Annotated in this window: 13 protein-coding genes; 6 read left to right on the forward strand and 7 right to left on the reverse strand. The window is 64.0% G+C overall.

The features are described 5' to 3' along the window. Window positions 1-5 precede the first annotated feature (5 nt). Both GGD40_RS13700 and GGD40_RS13705 read right to left on the reverse strand, forming a co-directional pair. On the reverse strand, window positions 6-1,349 hold the full coding sequence (locus GGD40_RS13700; RefSeq protein WP_179744001.1) for an ATP-binding protein: 1,344 nt from the start codon (window positions 1,347-1,349) through the stop codon (window positions 6-8). Continuing rightward, window positions 1,350-2,075 (reverse strand): response regulator, encoded by a 726-nt coding sequence (locus tag GGD40_RS13705; RefSeq protein WP_179707899.1) that lies wholly within the window; start codon window positions 2,073-2,075, stop codon window positions 1,350-1,352. Between the two features lie 173 nt (window positions 2,076-2,248). Between GGD40_RS13705 and GGD40_RS13710 the strand changes: the two genes are divergently transcribed. The 4 genes from GGD40_RS13710 (at window position 2,249) to GGD40_RS13725 (ending at window position 5,616) form a co-directional block, all read left to right on the forward strand. Next, window positions 2,249-3,022 (forward strand): MipA/OmpV family protein, encoded by a 774-nt coding sequence (locus GGD40_RS13710; RefSeq protein ID WP_373565283.1) that lies wholly within the window; start codon window positions 2,249-2,251, stop codon window positions 3,020-3,022. Between the two features lie 67 nt (window positions 3,023-3,089). Further along, the gene (locus GGD40_RS13715; protein ID WP_179744002.1) at window positions 3,090-4,268 is read left to right on the forward strand and encodes an SDR family oxidoreductase; all 1,179 of its coding nucleotides are present in this window, start codon (window positions 3,090-3,092) and stop codon (window positions 4,266-4,268) included. A 158-nt stretch (window positions 4,269-4,426) separates the two neighbouring features. Further along, a complete protein-coding gene (locus tag GGD40_RS13720; RefSeq protein WP_179707903.1) occupies window positions 4,427-5,179 on the forward strand; it encodes an IclR family transcriptional regulator domain-containing protein in 753 nt (250 codons plus the stop codon). 224 nt (window positions 5,180-5,403) lie between these two features. Next, entirely contained in the window at window positions 5,404-5,616 is a 213-nt protein-coding gene (locus GGD40_RS13725; protein WP_179707905.1) for a hypothetical protein, read from the forward strand. A gap of 168 nt (window positions 5,617-5,784) precedes the next feature. Here GGD40_RS13725 and GGD40_RS13730 read toward each other — a convergent pair whose 3' ends face one another. Together GGD40_RS13730 and GGD40_RS13735 are read right to left on the reverse strand one after the other, a co-directional pair. Beyond that, a complete protein-coding gene (locus GGD40_RS13730; protein ID WP_179707908.1) occupies window positions 5,785-6,063 on the reverse strand; it encodes a hypothetical protein in 279 nt (92 codons plus the stop codon). 115 nt (window positions 6,064-6,178) lie between these two features. Then, the gene (locus tag GGD40_RS13735) at window positions 6,179-6,934 is read right to left on the reverse strand and encodes a Mut7-C RNAse domain-containing protein (protein WP_179707910.1); all 756 of its coding nucleotides are present in this window, start codon (window positions 6,932-6,934) and stop codon (window positions 6,179-6,181) included. Between the two features lie 94 nt (window positions 6,935-7,028). Here GGD40_RS13735 and GGD40_RS13740 point away from each other — a divergent pair, with 94 nt between their 5' ends. Next, window positions 7,029-7,898: an NAD(P)-dependent oxidoreductase gene (locus GGD40_RS13740; protein ID WP_179707912.1), complete on the forward strand. Its 870-nt coding sequence runs from the start codon at window positions 7,029-7,031 to the stop codon at window positions 7,896-7,898. Between the two features lie 210 nt (window positions 7,899-8,108). Next, window positions 8,109-8,744 (forward strand): LysE family translocator, encoded by a 636-nt coding sequence (locus GGD40_RS13745; RefSeq protein ID WP_179744003.1) that lies wholly within the window; start codon window positions 8,109-8,111, stop codon window positions 8,742-8,744. A gap of 304 nt (window positions 8,745-9,048) precedes the next feature. Here the strand turns inward: GGD40_RS13745 and GGD40_RS13750 are convergent, their stop codons facing one another. The 3 genes from GGD40_RS13750 to GGD40_RS13760 all read right to left on the reverse strand — a co-directional run bounded on the left by GGD40_RS13750 (window position 9,049) and on the right by GGD40_RS13760 (window position 12,811). Beyond that, window positions 9,049-9,873 carry an OmpW/AlkL family protein gene (locus GGD40_RS13750; RefSeq protein ID WP_179744004.1) on the reverse strand — a complete coding sequence of 275 codons (825 nt, stop codon included), beginning with the start codon at window positions 9,871-9,873 and terminating at the stop codon, window positions 9,049-9,051. A gap of 172 nt (window positions 9,874-10,045) precedes the next feature. Beyond that, window positions 10,046-11,290, reverse strand: coding sequence for a DUF2957 domain-containing protein (locus GGD40_RS13755; RefSeq protein ID WP_179744005.1), 1,245 nt, complete (start codon window positions 11,288-11,290; stop codon window positions 10,046-10,048). 99 nt (window positions 11,291-11,389) lie between these two features. Next, entirely contained in the window at window positions 11,390-12,811 is a 1,422-nt protein-coding gene (locus GGD40_RS13760; RefSeq protein WP_179744006.1) for a DUF2957 domain-containing protein, read from the reverse strand. Window positions 12,812-13,071 lie beyond the last annotated feature (260 nt).

Raw genomic sequence — 13,071 nt, forward strand, 5'->3', positions numbered from 1 at the left:
GTCCTTTACGACGCAGCGTCTTGCACCGAAACCGAAACCGAAACCGGCAGCGGCAACGCGGGCAGCGTCATCACAAAGCGCGCTCCACCCGACGCCGCCGACTCCAGCCGCACGTCACCGCCATGAACCAGCGCGACGCGCCGCACGATCGCGAGGCCGAGCCCGAAGCCGCCGGTATGCCGGTCGCGGCTCGAGTCGAGCCGATGGAACGGTTCGAATACGCGCGCGCGGTCGGCGAGCGGAATGCCGGGGCCGTCGTCGTCGACGGTCAGCACCAGTGCGCCCGCCGCGCCGATTTCAGCGCGCAGCGAGATGGCCTGCCGTGCATAGCGTGTGCTGTTGCGGATCAGATTCAGCAGTGCACGCGCGACCAGTTTCGGATCGCAGACATGATACGTGGGCTCACCCTGAATCCGCCCCGCCGTCGACACCGACAGCACCAACGATCGATCCGCCACATCATTGGCCATGCTCGCGGCCACGCTATCGAGCAGCTCATCCACCGAGACCCGCATCAGCACCAGATGATCTTCGCCTTGCTCCAAACGGCTCAGGGTCAGCAGTTCGGTGACGAGCTCGTCCAGCTCACGCACGTCCTGGCGCAACGCCATCTGACGTTCACGCTGCCGATCCGGCGACTCCGGCGATTGCAGCAACGCGAGGCCGAATTCGAGCCGCGCGAGCGGCGTCTTCAACTCGTGCGAGATGCCGTGCATCATGTCGCGCTGATGCAGGATCGACGCTTCGATCTGCCGCGCCATTTCGTTGAATTGCTGCGACAACTCGTAGATGTTCGACTTGCGCGACAACTGCGCACGCTTCGACAGATGGCCTGAGCCGAACGCGCGCGCCGCGGCTTCGAGCTTGCGCAGATCGCGCCAGTGATAGTGAACCCACAAAATCACCGACAGCAGGATAGCCAGCGCGAACAAGCCATAGGCCAGCGCCTCCACATCGGGATTCGACACTTCACTGCGCCGCGCATGAATGACGATGCCGTCGGGCAGCGGCAGGTAATAGCTGGTCGCGTTCTCGTCGAGCACGAGATTGCCGTCGCGCAGTTCGCGCCACCGCTCTTCGCTCAGCTCGGCCTTGACGTCGGCCAGGTTCGTCAGTGTGAAGCCGTTGCGGCCGTGCTTTTTCAGTTCCGCCAGCGCCGGCCCGCGCTCCGCGCCTGGATGTTGCCGAAAATAATCATCGAGTACGAACGCGTAGACGTTGTTCACGTTGCGCTCTAGCGTCGTGACGCGGCCGTGGAAGAGCTTCCCGAACGATTGATTGATGAAGACGATTGCAATGGCGCCGGCGATCAGCACCACCAGATAAAGGCGCACGAGTGAGCGCAGCATTTATTCCTCCCACGCCGACGGGCTGAACAGATAGCCGCGTCCCCAGATCGTCTTGATCTTGTGCGGTTCGGGCGACGCGTCTTCGAAACGCCGGCGCAGCCGCGAGATGCCGGCGTCGACCGTGCGATCGATACCGTCGAATTCGATCCCGCGCAGTTGCTTGAGAATGTCGTCGCGGCTCAGCACGGTGCCGGCGGCGCGCGCGAGGATCAGCAACAGGTTGTATTCGGCGGTTTTCAGTTCGACCGGCTGACCGCGCCAGCTCACCGCGCGATCGGGCGGCGAGATCACCAGTTCGCCGAAGCTCAGCGTGTCGTCCTGGGTGGACGGCGCCGCGCTTTCCGCGGGCTGCGCGCGCCGCAGCAGGGCACGTGCTCGCGCGACCAGCACGCGAGGTTCGATCGGTTTGAGGACGTAGTCGTCGGCGCCCGTTTCCAGACCGGCGATCTGGTCGTACACGTCGACGCGCGCCGTCAGGATCAGCACCGGCACACGCGAAAAGCTGCGAATCCGCCGACAGACTTCCATTCCGTCCAGATTGGGCAGCATCAGATCGAGGATCACTAGCGCGGGCTTGTGTTCATGCACGGCGGCCACCGCCGTATCGCCTCGCCGCACGATCGTCACGTTGAATTCGTAGCCGTTCAGATATTCCCCGATCAACTGCGCGAGCCGATCGTCGTCCTCGATCAGCAGCACGCTGGTCTTGAGGGGGGCGTCGTTCATAGAGGTCTCCACTAGCAGGCGCTGATTCTATCTGTGCCTGCCTGAGCGGGATACGCCGCGAACACTCTCGAACACTTGAACACAATTGCGCACACATTCCCCCAACTTCAGGACAGACGGGGCGGGGCGGCGTCCCTAGACTGCGGTCTCCATCTCAATAAAAAGATCTGACCGTGCGCAAACGCCTGCTGACTCTGTGTATTCCGCTCTTTGGCCTGACCTGCTCGTCACTGACCTATGCCGAGAACTTTTATACGTTTTCTCTGGCGGGCGGCGTTGGACCGCGCTATCAGGGCAGCCGTGATTACCGTCCATTTGTCGCGCCGCTAATTTCCGCGGAGTTCAGCAATGGCATCTTTCTGAGCCCGACCGACGGGCTCGGCTACAAGCACGACTTCGCCAACGGCCTGTTCGCGTCGGCGGCGCTCACCTACGACTTCGGCCGGACCGATCGCAATCGCGCCGACCTGCCGGGCTCCGACTACCTCCGCGGCATGGGACGGATTCCCGGCTCCGTGATGATGTCGTTCACCGTCGGCGCGCACGTGTTCGGCGAGTCGACCATCAGCGTCACGCTCGATCAGCCGGTCACCCACACGAGCCGCGGCACCAGCGGCCACTTCGACGTGGTGGTGCCGGTGCTGCAAACGGCCGACAACATCATCAACGTCAGCGGCTCGCTGCATGCGGGCAGCGGTCGCTACACGCAGACCTTCTTCGGCGTCACCGACGCGCAATCGCTCGCGAGCGGTTTCCGGCCGTATTCGGTGAAGGGCGGTTTCGACAGCGCGAAGGTGTCGCTCGGTTGGACCTACATGATTTCGCCGCGCTGGTCGGTGCATACCGAAGGCGGCGTGACGCGTCTGCTGGGTGCGTCGGCGAACAGCCCGATCGTGCAGTCGAAGAACAACTACTTCGCGATCACGGCGATCAGCTACCGCTACTGATTCCGTCTGTCGACCGGTTGACCGGCCCCTCGGCTTGCCGATCCGACGTCTTATCAAGGAGCTTGCGATGTTTGCATGGCAAACCCCGCTGTCCAGCGCGTGGCAGGACAGTCTTGTTTCACCGGTGCGCGGCGAGGCGCTGGGCGTCGACAGTTTGCTGCTCACCGGCGCGACCGGGTTTATCGGCGGCAATCTGCTGGTGACCCTGATCAATGCCGGCCTCGCCGAGCGCCTGGTGTGCCTCGTGCGCGGCGTGAGCGTGGCCGATGGGCTCGCGCGGCTGCGGGCGTCGGCGGTGCGTTGCGGTCTGTCGCACAACCGCGCGCACCGTATCACCGAGCTCAACGTGATGGTCGGCGAACTCGGCGGCGCGTTTTCGGAGATCGATCTGGCGCGTCTCGCGAAGGTCTCGCACGTGATCAATTGCGCTGCGCTGGCGTCGTTTTCGACCAACCCGCAAGTGCTCGACACCAATGTGCGCGACACCTTGCGCTTTGCGTCGCGCTTTACCGGCAGCAAGATGTTGCGGCGTTTTCTGCACGTGAGCACGGCGATGGCGTGCGGGACGCAATGCGGCGCGAATGTGCAGGAGTCGCCGTTCGGCTATGGCGAAACGAACCACATCGTGCCGTACACACGCAGCAAGCGTGAAGTCGAACGGTTGTTGCGCGCCACGTATCCACGCCTGCCGCTGGTGGTGGTGCGACCGTCGATCGTGGTCGGTCATACGGTGCTCGGCACGCTGCCGTCGGCGAGCATTTTCTGGGTGTTTCGCGTGGTGCACGGCGCGCGGCGCTTCACTGCGCGCGCGATGAACCGTCTCGACCTGGTCTCCGCCGACGACTGCGCGCGCGCCATTGCATTACTGGCGGTTAAGCCGACGCTGGCGTTCGACACGTATCACGTGTCGGCGGGCACGGAGGCGCCGACCGTCGGCCAGATCATCAGTGCGATGGACGAAGCCACCGGCACCTCGGGCCGCCGCTATTCGATGTGCCGCGTGCGCGACTTCGGCAAGATCGCGCGCGAGGTGGTGGGCCGCGACCGGAGCGGCAGCGGCCGGCTGATCGAACATGCGCTGCGTTTATACGCGGGCTTCGCGGAACTGGACTATGCGTTCGACAACCGGCGTCTGCGTGACGAAATCGGATTCGAACCCCTGCCGTTCACCGACTATGTCAGCGAATGTGTGCGGACGTCGCGCGGTGTGGGCATCGTTGAACAAATGCGTTGGGATTTCAAATGACACAGTGGCCTATCAATTCGGAGATCGCTCGCGTCGCGACCGACTCCTACCTTCCTCTCGACGCCGACTCCGGCACCGACTCGCGCGATAATCGCGCAACGGCCGTGCGGCCTGTCACACGACCAACCGGGAGGCCGGCTGTTTTTCAGGCAAGTTCAATGGACGAGAAAGACTGGATTGCCGGCGCGGCGAAAGCGTTGGCGATCATCGAAGCATTCGACGAAGAACACGCGCGCATGACGCCGACCATGGTGGCTAGCCGCGCGGGTCTGTCGCGCACGGCGGCGCGCCGCTATCTGCTGACGCTGGGCGAACTCGGCTACGTGGACACCGACGGCAAGCTGTTCTGGCTGGCGCCGCGCGTGCTGCGGCTCGGCCAGTCGTATCTGGATTCGGCGCGTCTGCCGCGGACCGTGCAGCCGTTTCTTCAGCGCATCACCGCGACCGTGCAGGAGACCGCGCTGGTCGCGATCCTCGACGAACACGACGTGGTGTACGTGGCGCGCAACGGCGTGAACCGGGCGATGGCGGTCGGCTTCGTGCTCGGCTCGCGCGTGGCGGCGCCGTTGTCGTCGGCGGGGCTGGTGCTGCTGGCGTTTCAGGCGCCGGAAAGCATCGAGCAATGGCTCGCCAGCTATCAGATCAAGGTGTTCACGCCGCACACCTATGCAACGATCGAGCGCTTGCGCGAAGTGCTCGGCGAAATTCGCCGCAACGGCTATGTCGTCACCGACCAGCAACTCGAACTCGGCGTGCGCGGTGTCGCGGTGCCGTTGCGTGACCGCCATGGTTCGGTGGTCGCGGCGATCAGCGTTAGCATGCCGATCGGCCAGGAATCGGCGAATGCCGCGCTGCATCGGGTTTTGCCGACCTTGCAGGAGACCGCCAGCCTGTTGCGCAACCTCGTTTAACCCATACTAGGTAATCCCCCTGGTATGGGCGGTTTAACGAGTGAAAGCGTCTCGAAAGCAAGCTGTCTCCCGGAAAATACATATCGAGTTTTGGGCATGACAAACCGCCTACACTGGGTAATACTCTCCCGCGGGGAGCGGTAAGGCGCCTCAAGCCCTGTCTGCTTCACCGTGCAGCTATTTCATTCACATTGACTCAGTCGTCCAGGTTTGGGGAACAACACATGAAAAAACTTATCGTCTCGCTCGCAGCAGCTTCGATCGCGCTGGTTTCCGTTCAAGCTTTCGCACAAGCATCGGACGCAGCAGCACCGGCTGCAGCAGCAAGCGCGCCGAAGAAGCATCACGTCAAGAAGCTGAAGACGCACGGCAAGCGCGCTCCGGTCGCTGCAGCAGCTTCGGCAGCTGGCACGAACGACAAGGGCACGGCAAACTAAGCTGTCTCCGGTTTGCTGGGCGAGCCGGGTCGGGTCGCCGCATTGCGCCGCTAGCCGGTCAGTGCATCGTGGTTCGGTTGATGGCATCGCCAGCAAAAAGGCCAGAGCTTCTGCTCTGGCCTTTTTGCATTTCACGGCGCGCGTTGCGCGCGCCTGACTTCGCGGCACTCAGCCCGCGAGGCCGCGCTTGATGACTTCGTCGAGCAGGCCGCTCATGCCTTCGGGATGCGTGGCTGCGCGCGTCTTGAGCTCCTCGACCAGTTCGCCGTTCAGCTTGCACGCGAACGCAACAAGCCCTTGCGCCTGATCCAGCTTGCGCTGTTCGCGACGATCGAGCTTCGGGTCGGCCGCGGCGGCTTTGCCGAAGCGATCGGCGGTGGACATATTCATTGCGTTGTTCAGCTTCTTTGCCTTGTTCTTTTCAAGGTCGGTTTTTTTCATCGCCATTTGGTAGGCCTCTGCAGATAAGTAAACCCCGCATTGTACGCATCGCGCCGGGCGGCGAGCGAGCGGCGGGATTTAGTGGTGGGCTGAGCGGCGGCTTGCGCGGATTGAGCGGCACTCAGCCGGATCGGTCGGGTGCGGCGGCCATGCTGTCCATCAGCGCGCGCATTCGTTGCCAGTGCGTACCTTCCCAGAACACCCGCAGACACACGTCGCAGGTGACGAACTGGTTATGCCGTTGCAGCACACCGTCGGGCGCGCGGCTGCCCACTTCTTCTTTGGCGATGCGCCGCAACGGCGCGTTGCACATCAGGCATAGACGAAACGGCGTGGCGCTGCCGGCCAGATCGAGCCGTTCAAACACTTCGCGCAGTTGTTCACGTGGTTTTAGCGTGCGAACGTAGCAGCCATGCGTGATGCTGCGGCGTTTCAATAGCTCACGGTCGCGCGTCAGCACCACGCGCTGTTGCGCGGCGGCGAGCGCTTCGATATCGGCGTCCGGGTAGTGGTTGTCATACAGCGTATCGAAGCCGGCGAGCCGCAGCAGCGGCGCCAGGCCGCCGAGATGCGCGTCGGCGATGAATCGCACCACACGCAGCGGCCGTTCGCGCACGCGCAGGAGCGGCTGGATGTCGAGCGCTTCAAACTTCGGATAGACGGCGATGCGGTCGCCGTCCGCGAGGGGATGATTGAAACCGACCGACTCGCCGTTCACCAGAATCAGCTCGACCTCGGTATGCGGCACGCCGAGCACTTCGATCATGTGCTTGGTGGTGGCGCCGGGCGCGCAGGCGTAGCTGAACGCGCGCCGACGCAGCGGCCGGGCGAGAAAATCGTTCAGCTCCTCATAGAAGCGGAAAGTCGCGGTCACCATTTCCGCAGTATGGCACCGCCTCCTGTTGCGCGCTGCCCTGCGGGTGTCGTATGAGTGTGCTTTACTGCCAGTTCTTTAGAAGACGGAGCGACAGATGGACATCGGTTTTATCGGTCTCGGCGAGATGGGCGCCGCGATGGTTGCAAACATTTTGAAAGCCGGGCATCAGGTGCGGGTGTGGAACCGCTCGCCGGAACGGGCGCAAGCGCTCGCTGACGCTGGGGCGCGGATCGTCGCGACACCGGCCGAAGCGTTTGCGGGCGATGCCGTGTTCTCGATGCTCGCCGACGATGCCGCGCTGCGTGAAGTGATCACCGCGTCGCTGCTGGAGCATGCACCGCGTGGGCTGATCCACGTGAACATGGCGACGATCTCGGTGGCGCTGGCCGAGGAACTGGCGACGGCCCATGCGTCGCGCGGGGTTCACTACGTTGCCGCGCCGGTGCTGGGTCGGCCGGACGTCGCGGCGGCGGGGAAGCTGACGATCGTCGCCGGTGGCCCGGCGGAGTCGATCGACCGGGTGCAGCCGATTTTCGACGCGATCGGCCAGAAGACCTGGCGCATCGGTTCGCTGCCGCAGCAGGCGAACGTGATGAAGCTGGCCGCCAACTTCATGCTCGGCGCGGCGGTCGAGACGCTCGGCGAAGCGGCCACGCTGGTGACCGGTCACGGTCTCGCCATGCAGGATTTCCTCGACGTCATCACGAGCGGCCTGTTTCCGGGGCCGGTCTACGCGGGCTACGGCAAGCTGATCGCCGAGCAGCAGTACGAGCCGGCGCTGTTCAAGGCGCGTCTCGGCCTGAAGGATATCCGCCTCGCGCTGGCCGCCGCCGATGCGGTAACGACGCCGCTGCCGATCGCGAGCGTGGTGCGCGATAGTTTGCTCGAAGCGGTGGCGCACGGCGACGGCGAGAAGGATTTCGCGGTGCTGGGGAAGGTGGCTGCGCGGCGCGCTGGGCGCTAGCGGCGAGGGCTGAACGGCTGCAGTTGAACGGCGAACGGCGAACGGCGAACGGCGAACGGCGAACGGCGAACGGCGTGAGACAGGCGCGGCGGCGAAGCGTAAGCATTGAGTCCCGCGCGGCGCGGTCTGCAAAAGCCTCCTCCTGGCGCCACGTCGCGGATTTGCGCGGGCGGGCATAATGGCCGCCCGTCCTTATTCATCGCGATTGTCATGACTCTGCACACCTGGTGGCTGTTCGTCGCCACAGTTTTCGTCGTATCCGCGATTCCCGGCCCGAACATGCTGCTCGTCATGACGCATGGCGCCCAGCACGGTCTGCGCCGCTCCAGTGCGACGATGGCGGGCTGCCTGTCGGCGCTGGTGCTGATGCTGGCGGTGTCGGCGGCGGGGCTCGGCGTGGTTCTGGCCGCGTGGCCGGCCATGTTCAATGCGCTGCGCCTGATCGGCGCGGCTTACCTCGTGTATCTGGGCATCAAGGCATGGCGCGCACCGGCCGACGAAGCCGCCGCCGACCAGGCCGACGCGCTCGCCGCGAAGCCCGCGCGCTCGCGCTTCGCGCTGTTTCGCAACGGCTTCCTGGTGGCCGGTAGCAATCCGAAAGCCATTCTGTTCGCCGCCGCCTTGCTGCCGCAGTTCATCGACGCCGCGCAACCGAAGCTGCCGCAGTTCGGCGTGCTGGTCGCCACGTTCGCCGTGATCGAGGTGAGCTGGTATCTGGTGTACGCGGGTTTCGGCACGCGGATCGGCGCGAAGTTGAAGAGCCGCAGCGTCGCAAAAATGTTCAATCGACTGACGGGCGGCGTATTCGTCGGCTTCGGCGCGATGATGGCGCTGGTGCGGCATTAGCCGCAAGCCGCACCAGCGGCTCCTGCGCGCCCCCCAAGGTGTCGCACGAGCACAACGTCGAGGGTCTACCCTAATTATAATGTTGCGCCGCACCAAACCGTTTGCTATAGTTTCTCTTGTCTCCTCCATGTCTCTACTGATATGGATTCAGCCCGCCAAACTAGGTGGGCTTTTTTTTGCCCAGAATTTCCTGGCGCTTCAGCAATGAGAAAAGACAAAGCCGGCTGGCCCCTTCGCAGGGCCGCCGGCTTTGTCGTTTGCGATTCGCGGATTTCTCTGGCCGCTTGCCAGCGCGCCGTCAGACTCAGAACTTGTACGAGATCGCCAGGAACGAAATGATCGGGTCCGCTTTCAGGTCCGCCTTGGAGACGCCGAGTTCGGTGCCGTCCGCCGCCTTGATGATGACCGACGAGGTCGTCTTCAGCGGAATGTAGGTGACCGACGCCACCAGACCCCAGTGATCGGTGATGTTGTAAGCGAGACCCGCATTGAACACCGGCTGCCATGACGACGACGCCTTCGCCGACACCTGCGTCGTGCCCGGCTTGCCGGCACCGGCGGCCAGCACGGCGCCCAGGTTGTTCTGCGTCGACGTGACGAAGTTCGGGCTCAGTTGAATATCGGAGAAAAAGTTGTACGACACGCCGATACCGACGAACGGCCGGAACTTCGCCGTCGGTTCATTGAAGTAGTACTGGAACAGCAGCGCCGGGCTCCACTGACGCACACTCTTCACGATCGGATTGGACTGCGGGTCGCCCAGATCCTGCTGACCCAGCGCGCCCGCCGGTCCCGGCGGCTTGATCGTGCCATGGCCGTAGATCTTGAAGACCGGCGGCACCCCTGCGATCGTCGTCACCGCGATGTGATCGGTGAGGTAATGGCTGAACACCAGGCCGACCGTATCGGCGCTCCCCGTCGACAAGCCCGTGCCCGACGACGTGAACGAACTCGGCAGACGCAGCGGCGTATTGATCGGCGTCGGCGCGACATTGGTGGTGAGCGGTGTGCTCGAATCCTGCGGCATCACGTGAAACCAGCCGAGCACGGCGACGTTGTCGCCCGCGTGTTGGGCATAGGCACTGGCGGACAGGCAAACGGTCAGTATCGCGAGACAGATTTTTTTCATGTTGTTTCTCCTCTGGCGCTCGTTGCATCTATCGCGCGCGTCGAGCGGCGGCGGGTTGGCGGCCCGGCCGTTGCGCTGGATAGTCGGTGGACACCGGCTGCCGCGCGCTGATCGGGCGCGGCAGCCGGGGCGCGAACGCCTCGTTGCAGGTTGGCGGCGCGGGTGACGTCCATTACTGGACGAAGGCGCCGATCGTGAAGTACGGCGAGGCCGCGTTGGTCAGATCGAGGTAGCCGAACACGCCACCCGTGAAGATCATCTTGCCGGTCGGCGTGGTGCCGGTGCTGGCGCCCACTTGCGTCGTCGTGACTACGCCCGGCACGGCCTGCGTGAAGTCCAGATTCAGCGCCGTCGCGAGCGATGCCTGCGACGCGTTGAACGGATCGAGCAGCGTGGCCTGGGTGCCCGTGAGCGCGGTGGTGCGATAGTCGAACTGGCTATCCACACCGATGTACTCGCCGTTCTGCGAGCCCACGGTTACCGACGTTTGCGGCGACAGAATCGAGATGCCCGATTCGTCGTCCGCGTACGGCCCGAGCGCGCCGTTTTGCGGCACGGTCACCGACGAGTTCGCCGCGCCGGTGCGCACCAGGATCGGCACCAGTTGACCGCGCAGCTTGCCGACGATCATGTAGCCGCGTGCTTCCGGCGTGGCCGCGAGCGTCGGCTTTGCCTGACCGAGGAAGTTGTTGGTCTGGAACGCGCCGCTGCCGTCCGCGGCCGGTGCGAAGTTGCCGCCGGGCTGCTGACATTTGCCGGCGTTGATGCCGGAGTTGTCGCACTCGGTCCACGTACCGTCCGCGTTGATCGTGATCTTGGAATCGACCGCGACCGGCGCGAAGTTTTGCGACGGCACCTGGTGATAGCCGAGCTGGTTATACGTGCCGGCCACGTTCGCGAGATTCGTTTCAATCGACGAGAAACCGATGAACGGGTAGTACGGGAAGGTGGTATCCGGCACCGCGCCGACGCCCAGAATCCCGCCGAACGAGATTTCCGCGCCGGGGATCGTGCCGCCCGCCACACCTTCGCCGACGAAAATCCGCGCCGGACGAGTCGGGTCGAGACTTGCGCCGTTCAGACGGAACGCGCACTGATTGAGCTTGTTGGTCGGCAGCAGGGTTTCCTGGGTCAGCGTGCCGCTGGCGGTCTGACCCGCGCGCGTCGGTACGACGGTGCCGGTGGTCGCCGGGATCGGCGACTCGACGTAATTAACTTGCCACGTCATCTTGGTCGTGTCGAGCTGCAGCTTGACCAGTTCCCCGTCACCGCCGCCGCCCGTAAACGTGGTGGTGTAGTCGAGCGATGAAGGACACAGACGCACTTCCGTCACCGGCCCATCGCCGCCCCCGCCGCCGCCGCATGCCCCGAGCAACGGTGCTGCAAGAGCGAGCACCGAAAGGAATCTCCAATTCATACCGCCTCCAGAATTTTCTCGTTGTGTGTGGCCGGCTCTCAGTCCGGCCACCTTTTGCTTTAGTGGTGTTGCGTACCGCTCGCGCTTCGCTTCTTACGCTTACTTGCTGATCTGCGCGCCGATACCGAAGTACGGCGTGCTCGGCGTGTCCGCGTTGGCCGAGGTCGACGTGATGCCGCCGTTCTCTGCACCCTGAATCACGATCGCGTACAAGCCGCCCGAGGCGATCGCGAAGCCGGTCTTGCCGTTGGTGTCCTGTACGCCGACCAGTCCGGGGCTCGGCAAGCCATAGCCGAGACCGAAGTGGTCTTCTCCCGCCGACGTGCTCGGGTTGATGAACGTGCCGACCGCCCCTTGAATCAACGTCGCGGTGTACTTGAAGTTCGAATCCGCGCCAACGTAGCCGCCGTCGAAACCGCCCGAGGCGAGCGGCGTGGCCGCAGCGAGCATGGCGATGCCGGATTCGTCGTCGACCTTGGCGTCGAGATGCAGCGGGGCCGTGCCGAGATTGATGAAGCCGGTGCGCACGACCAGCGGCACGGTTACCCCGTTGACCTGGCCGAGAATCATGTGCGCCGTTCCGGATTTGCCGGTCGCGCCGATCAGCGGTAGCTGGAACTGCGGCACGATCTGCGGCGCCTGCTGACTGTCGAAATAGCCGTTGCTGTTCAACGTCAGCGGATTGCCGGTCGACAGGCAGCCGCCGGCGTTCGGCGAATAGTTCGGATTCGCGGCGTTGCTGCTCGTGCAGGTACCGCTGGCGTCGAACGTTTCAACGGTGTTGGTCGCGACCGTCGCGTAGTTGCCCGACGGCGCGAGGTGATACAGCAAGCCGTTGTACGTACCGGGCAGTTTGGTGATGTCGGTCGTCGTGGTGGCGAAACCCAGGAACGGGTAGAAGTCGAAGTGCCGGTTCGGCACCGCGCCAATGCCCGAACCGGCGAGCGGAATGGTGAGCCCATCGAACTCGACCGTCGCGCCTGGAATGCCGCCGCCGGCAACACCGCCCTGGCCGACCAGGATCATCGGCGGATTCGGATTGTTGACGAAGTCGGGCGTGGTATAGGGCTGACCGTCTCCGGCTGCGGTGCCGGTGCCAGCGCCGAGAATAAACGCACAGCGAATCTGTTCGGCGGTTGGCAGCGCGCCGGTCGGCGGGTGAATCACCGCGCCGGTGATTTGCGTGCCCGCGCGCGTGGGCGTGACAGTGCCCGTGCGCAACGGAATCGGCGACTCGAGCCACTTGAGCGTGTACGTCATGGCCGTCGCGTTGATGTTCAGCTGGACCACTTCGCCACTACCCGCGCCACCGAGGAAGGTAGAGTTGCCGATGTCGGCGGTCGCCGGACAGAGCGACGCCGACGTGCCGGAGGCCGGCGGACCTTGCACGCCACAGCTCGCGCCCGAGCATTGCGGGGCGTTGACCGCTCCCGGATCGCCGGCTTTGCCGCCGCCGCATGCAATGAGCAATGGGGCCGTGGCAAATGCCAACGCCAGGCCTCGAGTAATGGCGTGCGCCATGCTGCTGTCTCCCTTCCTGTAATTGTGCGAACTAATTTCGCCGCGCGCTTAATGCCTGTCAATTGAATGAGCCGTCTAAAAAGCTCGATTCAAACAGCGCAGTTTTTGCTAGACGCAGACAGCGTGGACGCGGACGGTCCTTTTAAACAAAAAATAAATTCGAGCTGTGTGACGGTCTCGGTGCCTCCCCGCACGCGCCTTACCAGGCAGGCGTTTCAGCAAAATTCTCCTATCATCTTCGAACGATCGTTCGAGAAAAA

The sequence above is a fragment of the Paraburkholderia bryophila genome (assembly GCF_013409255.1).
Taxonomy (GTDB): domain Bacteria; phylum Pseudomonadota; class Gammaproteobacteria; order Burkholderiales; family Burkholderiaceae; genus Paraburkholderia.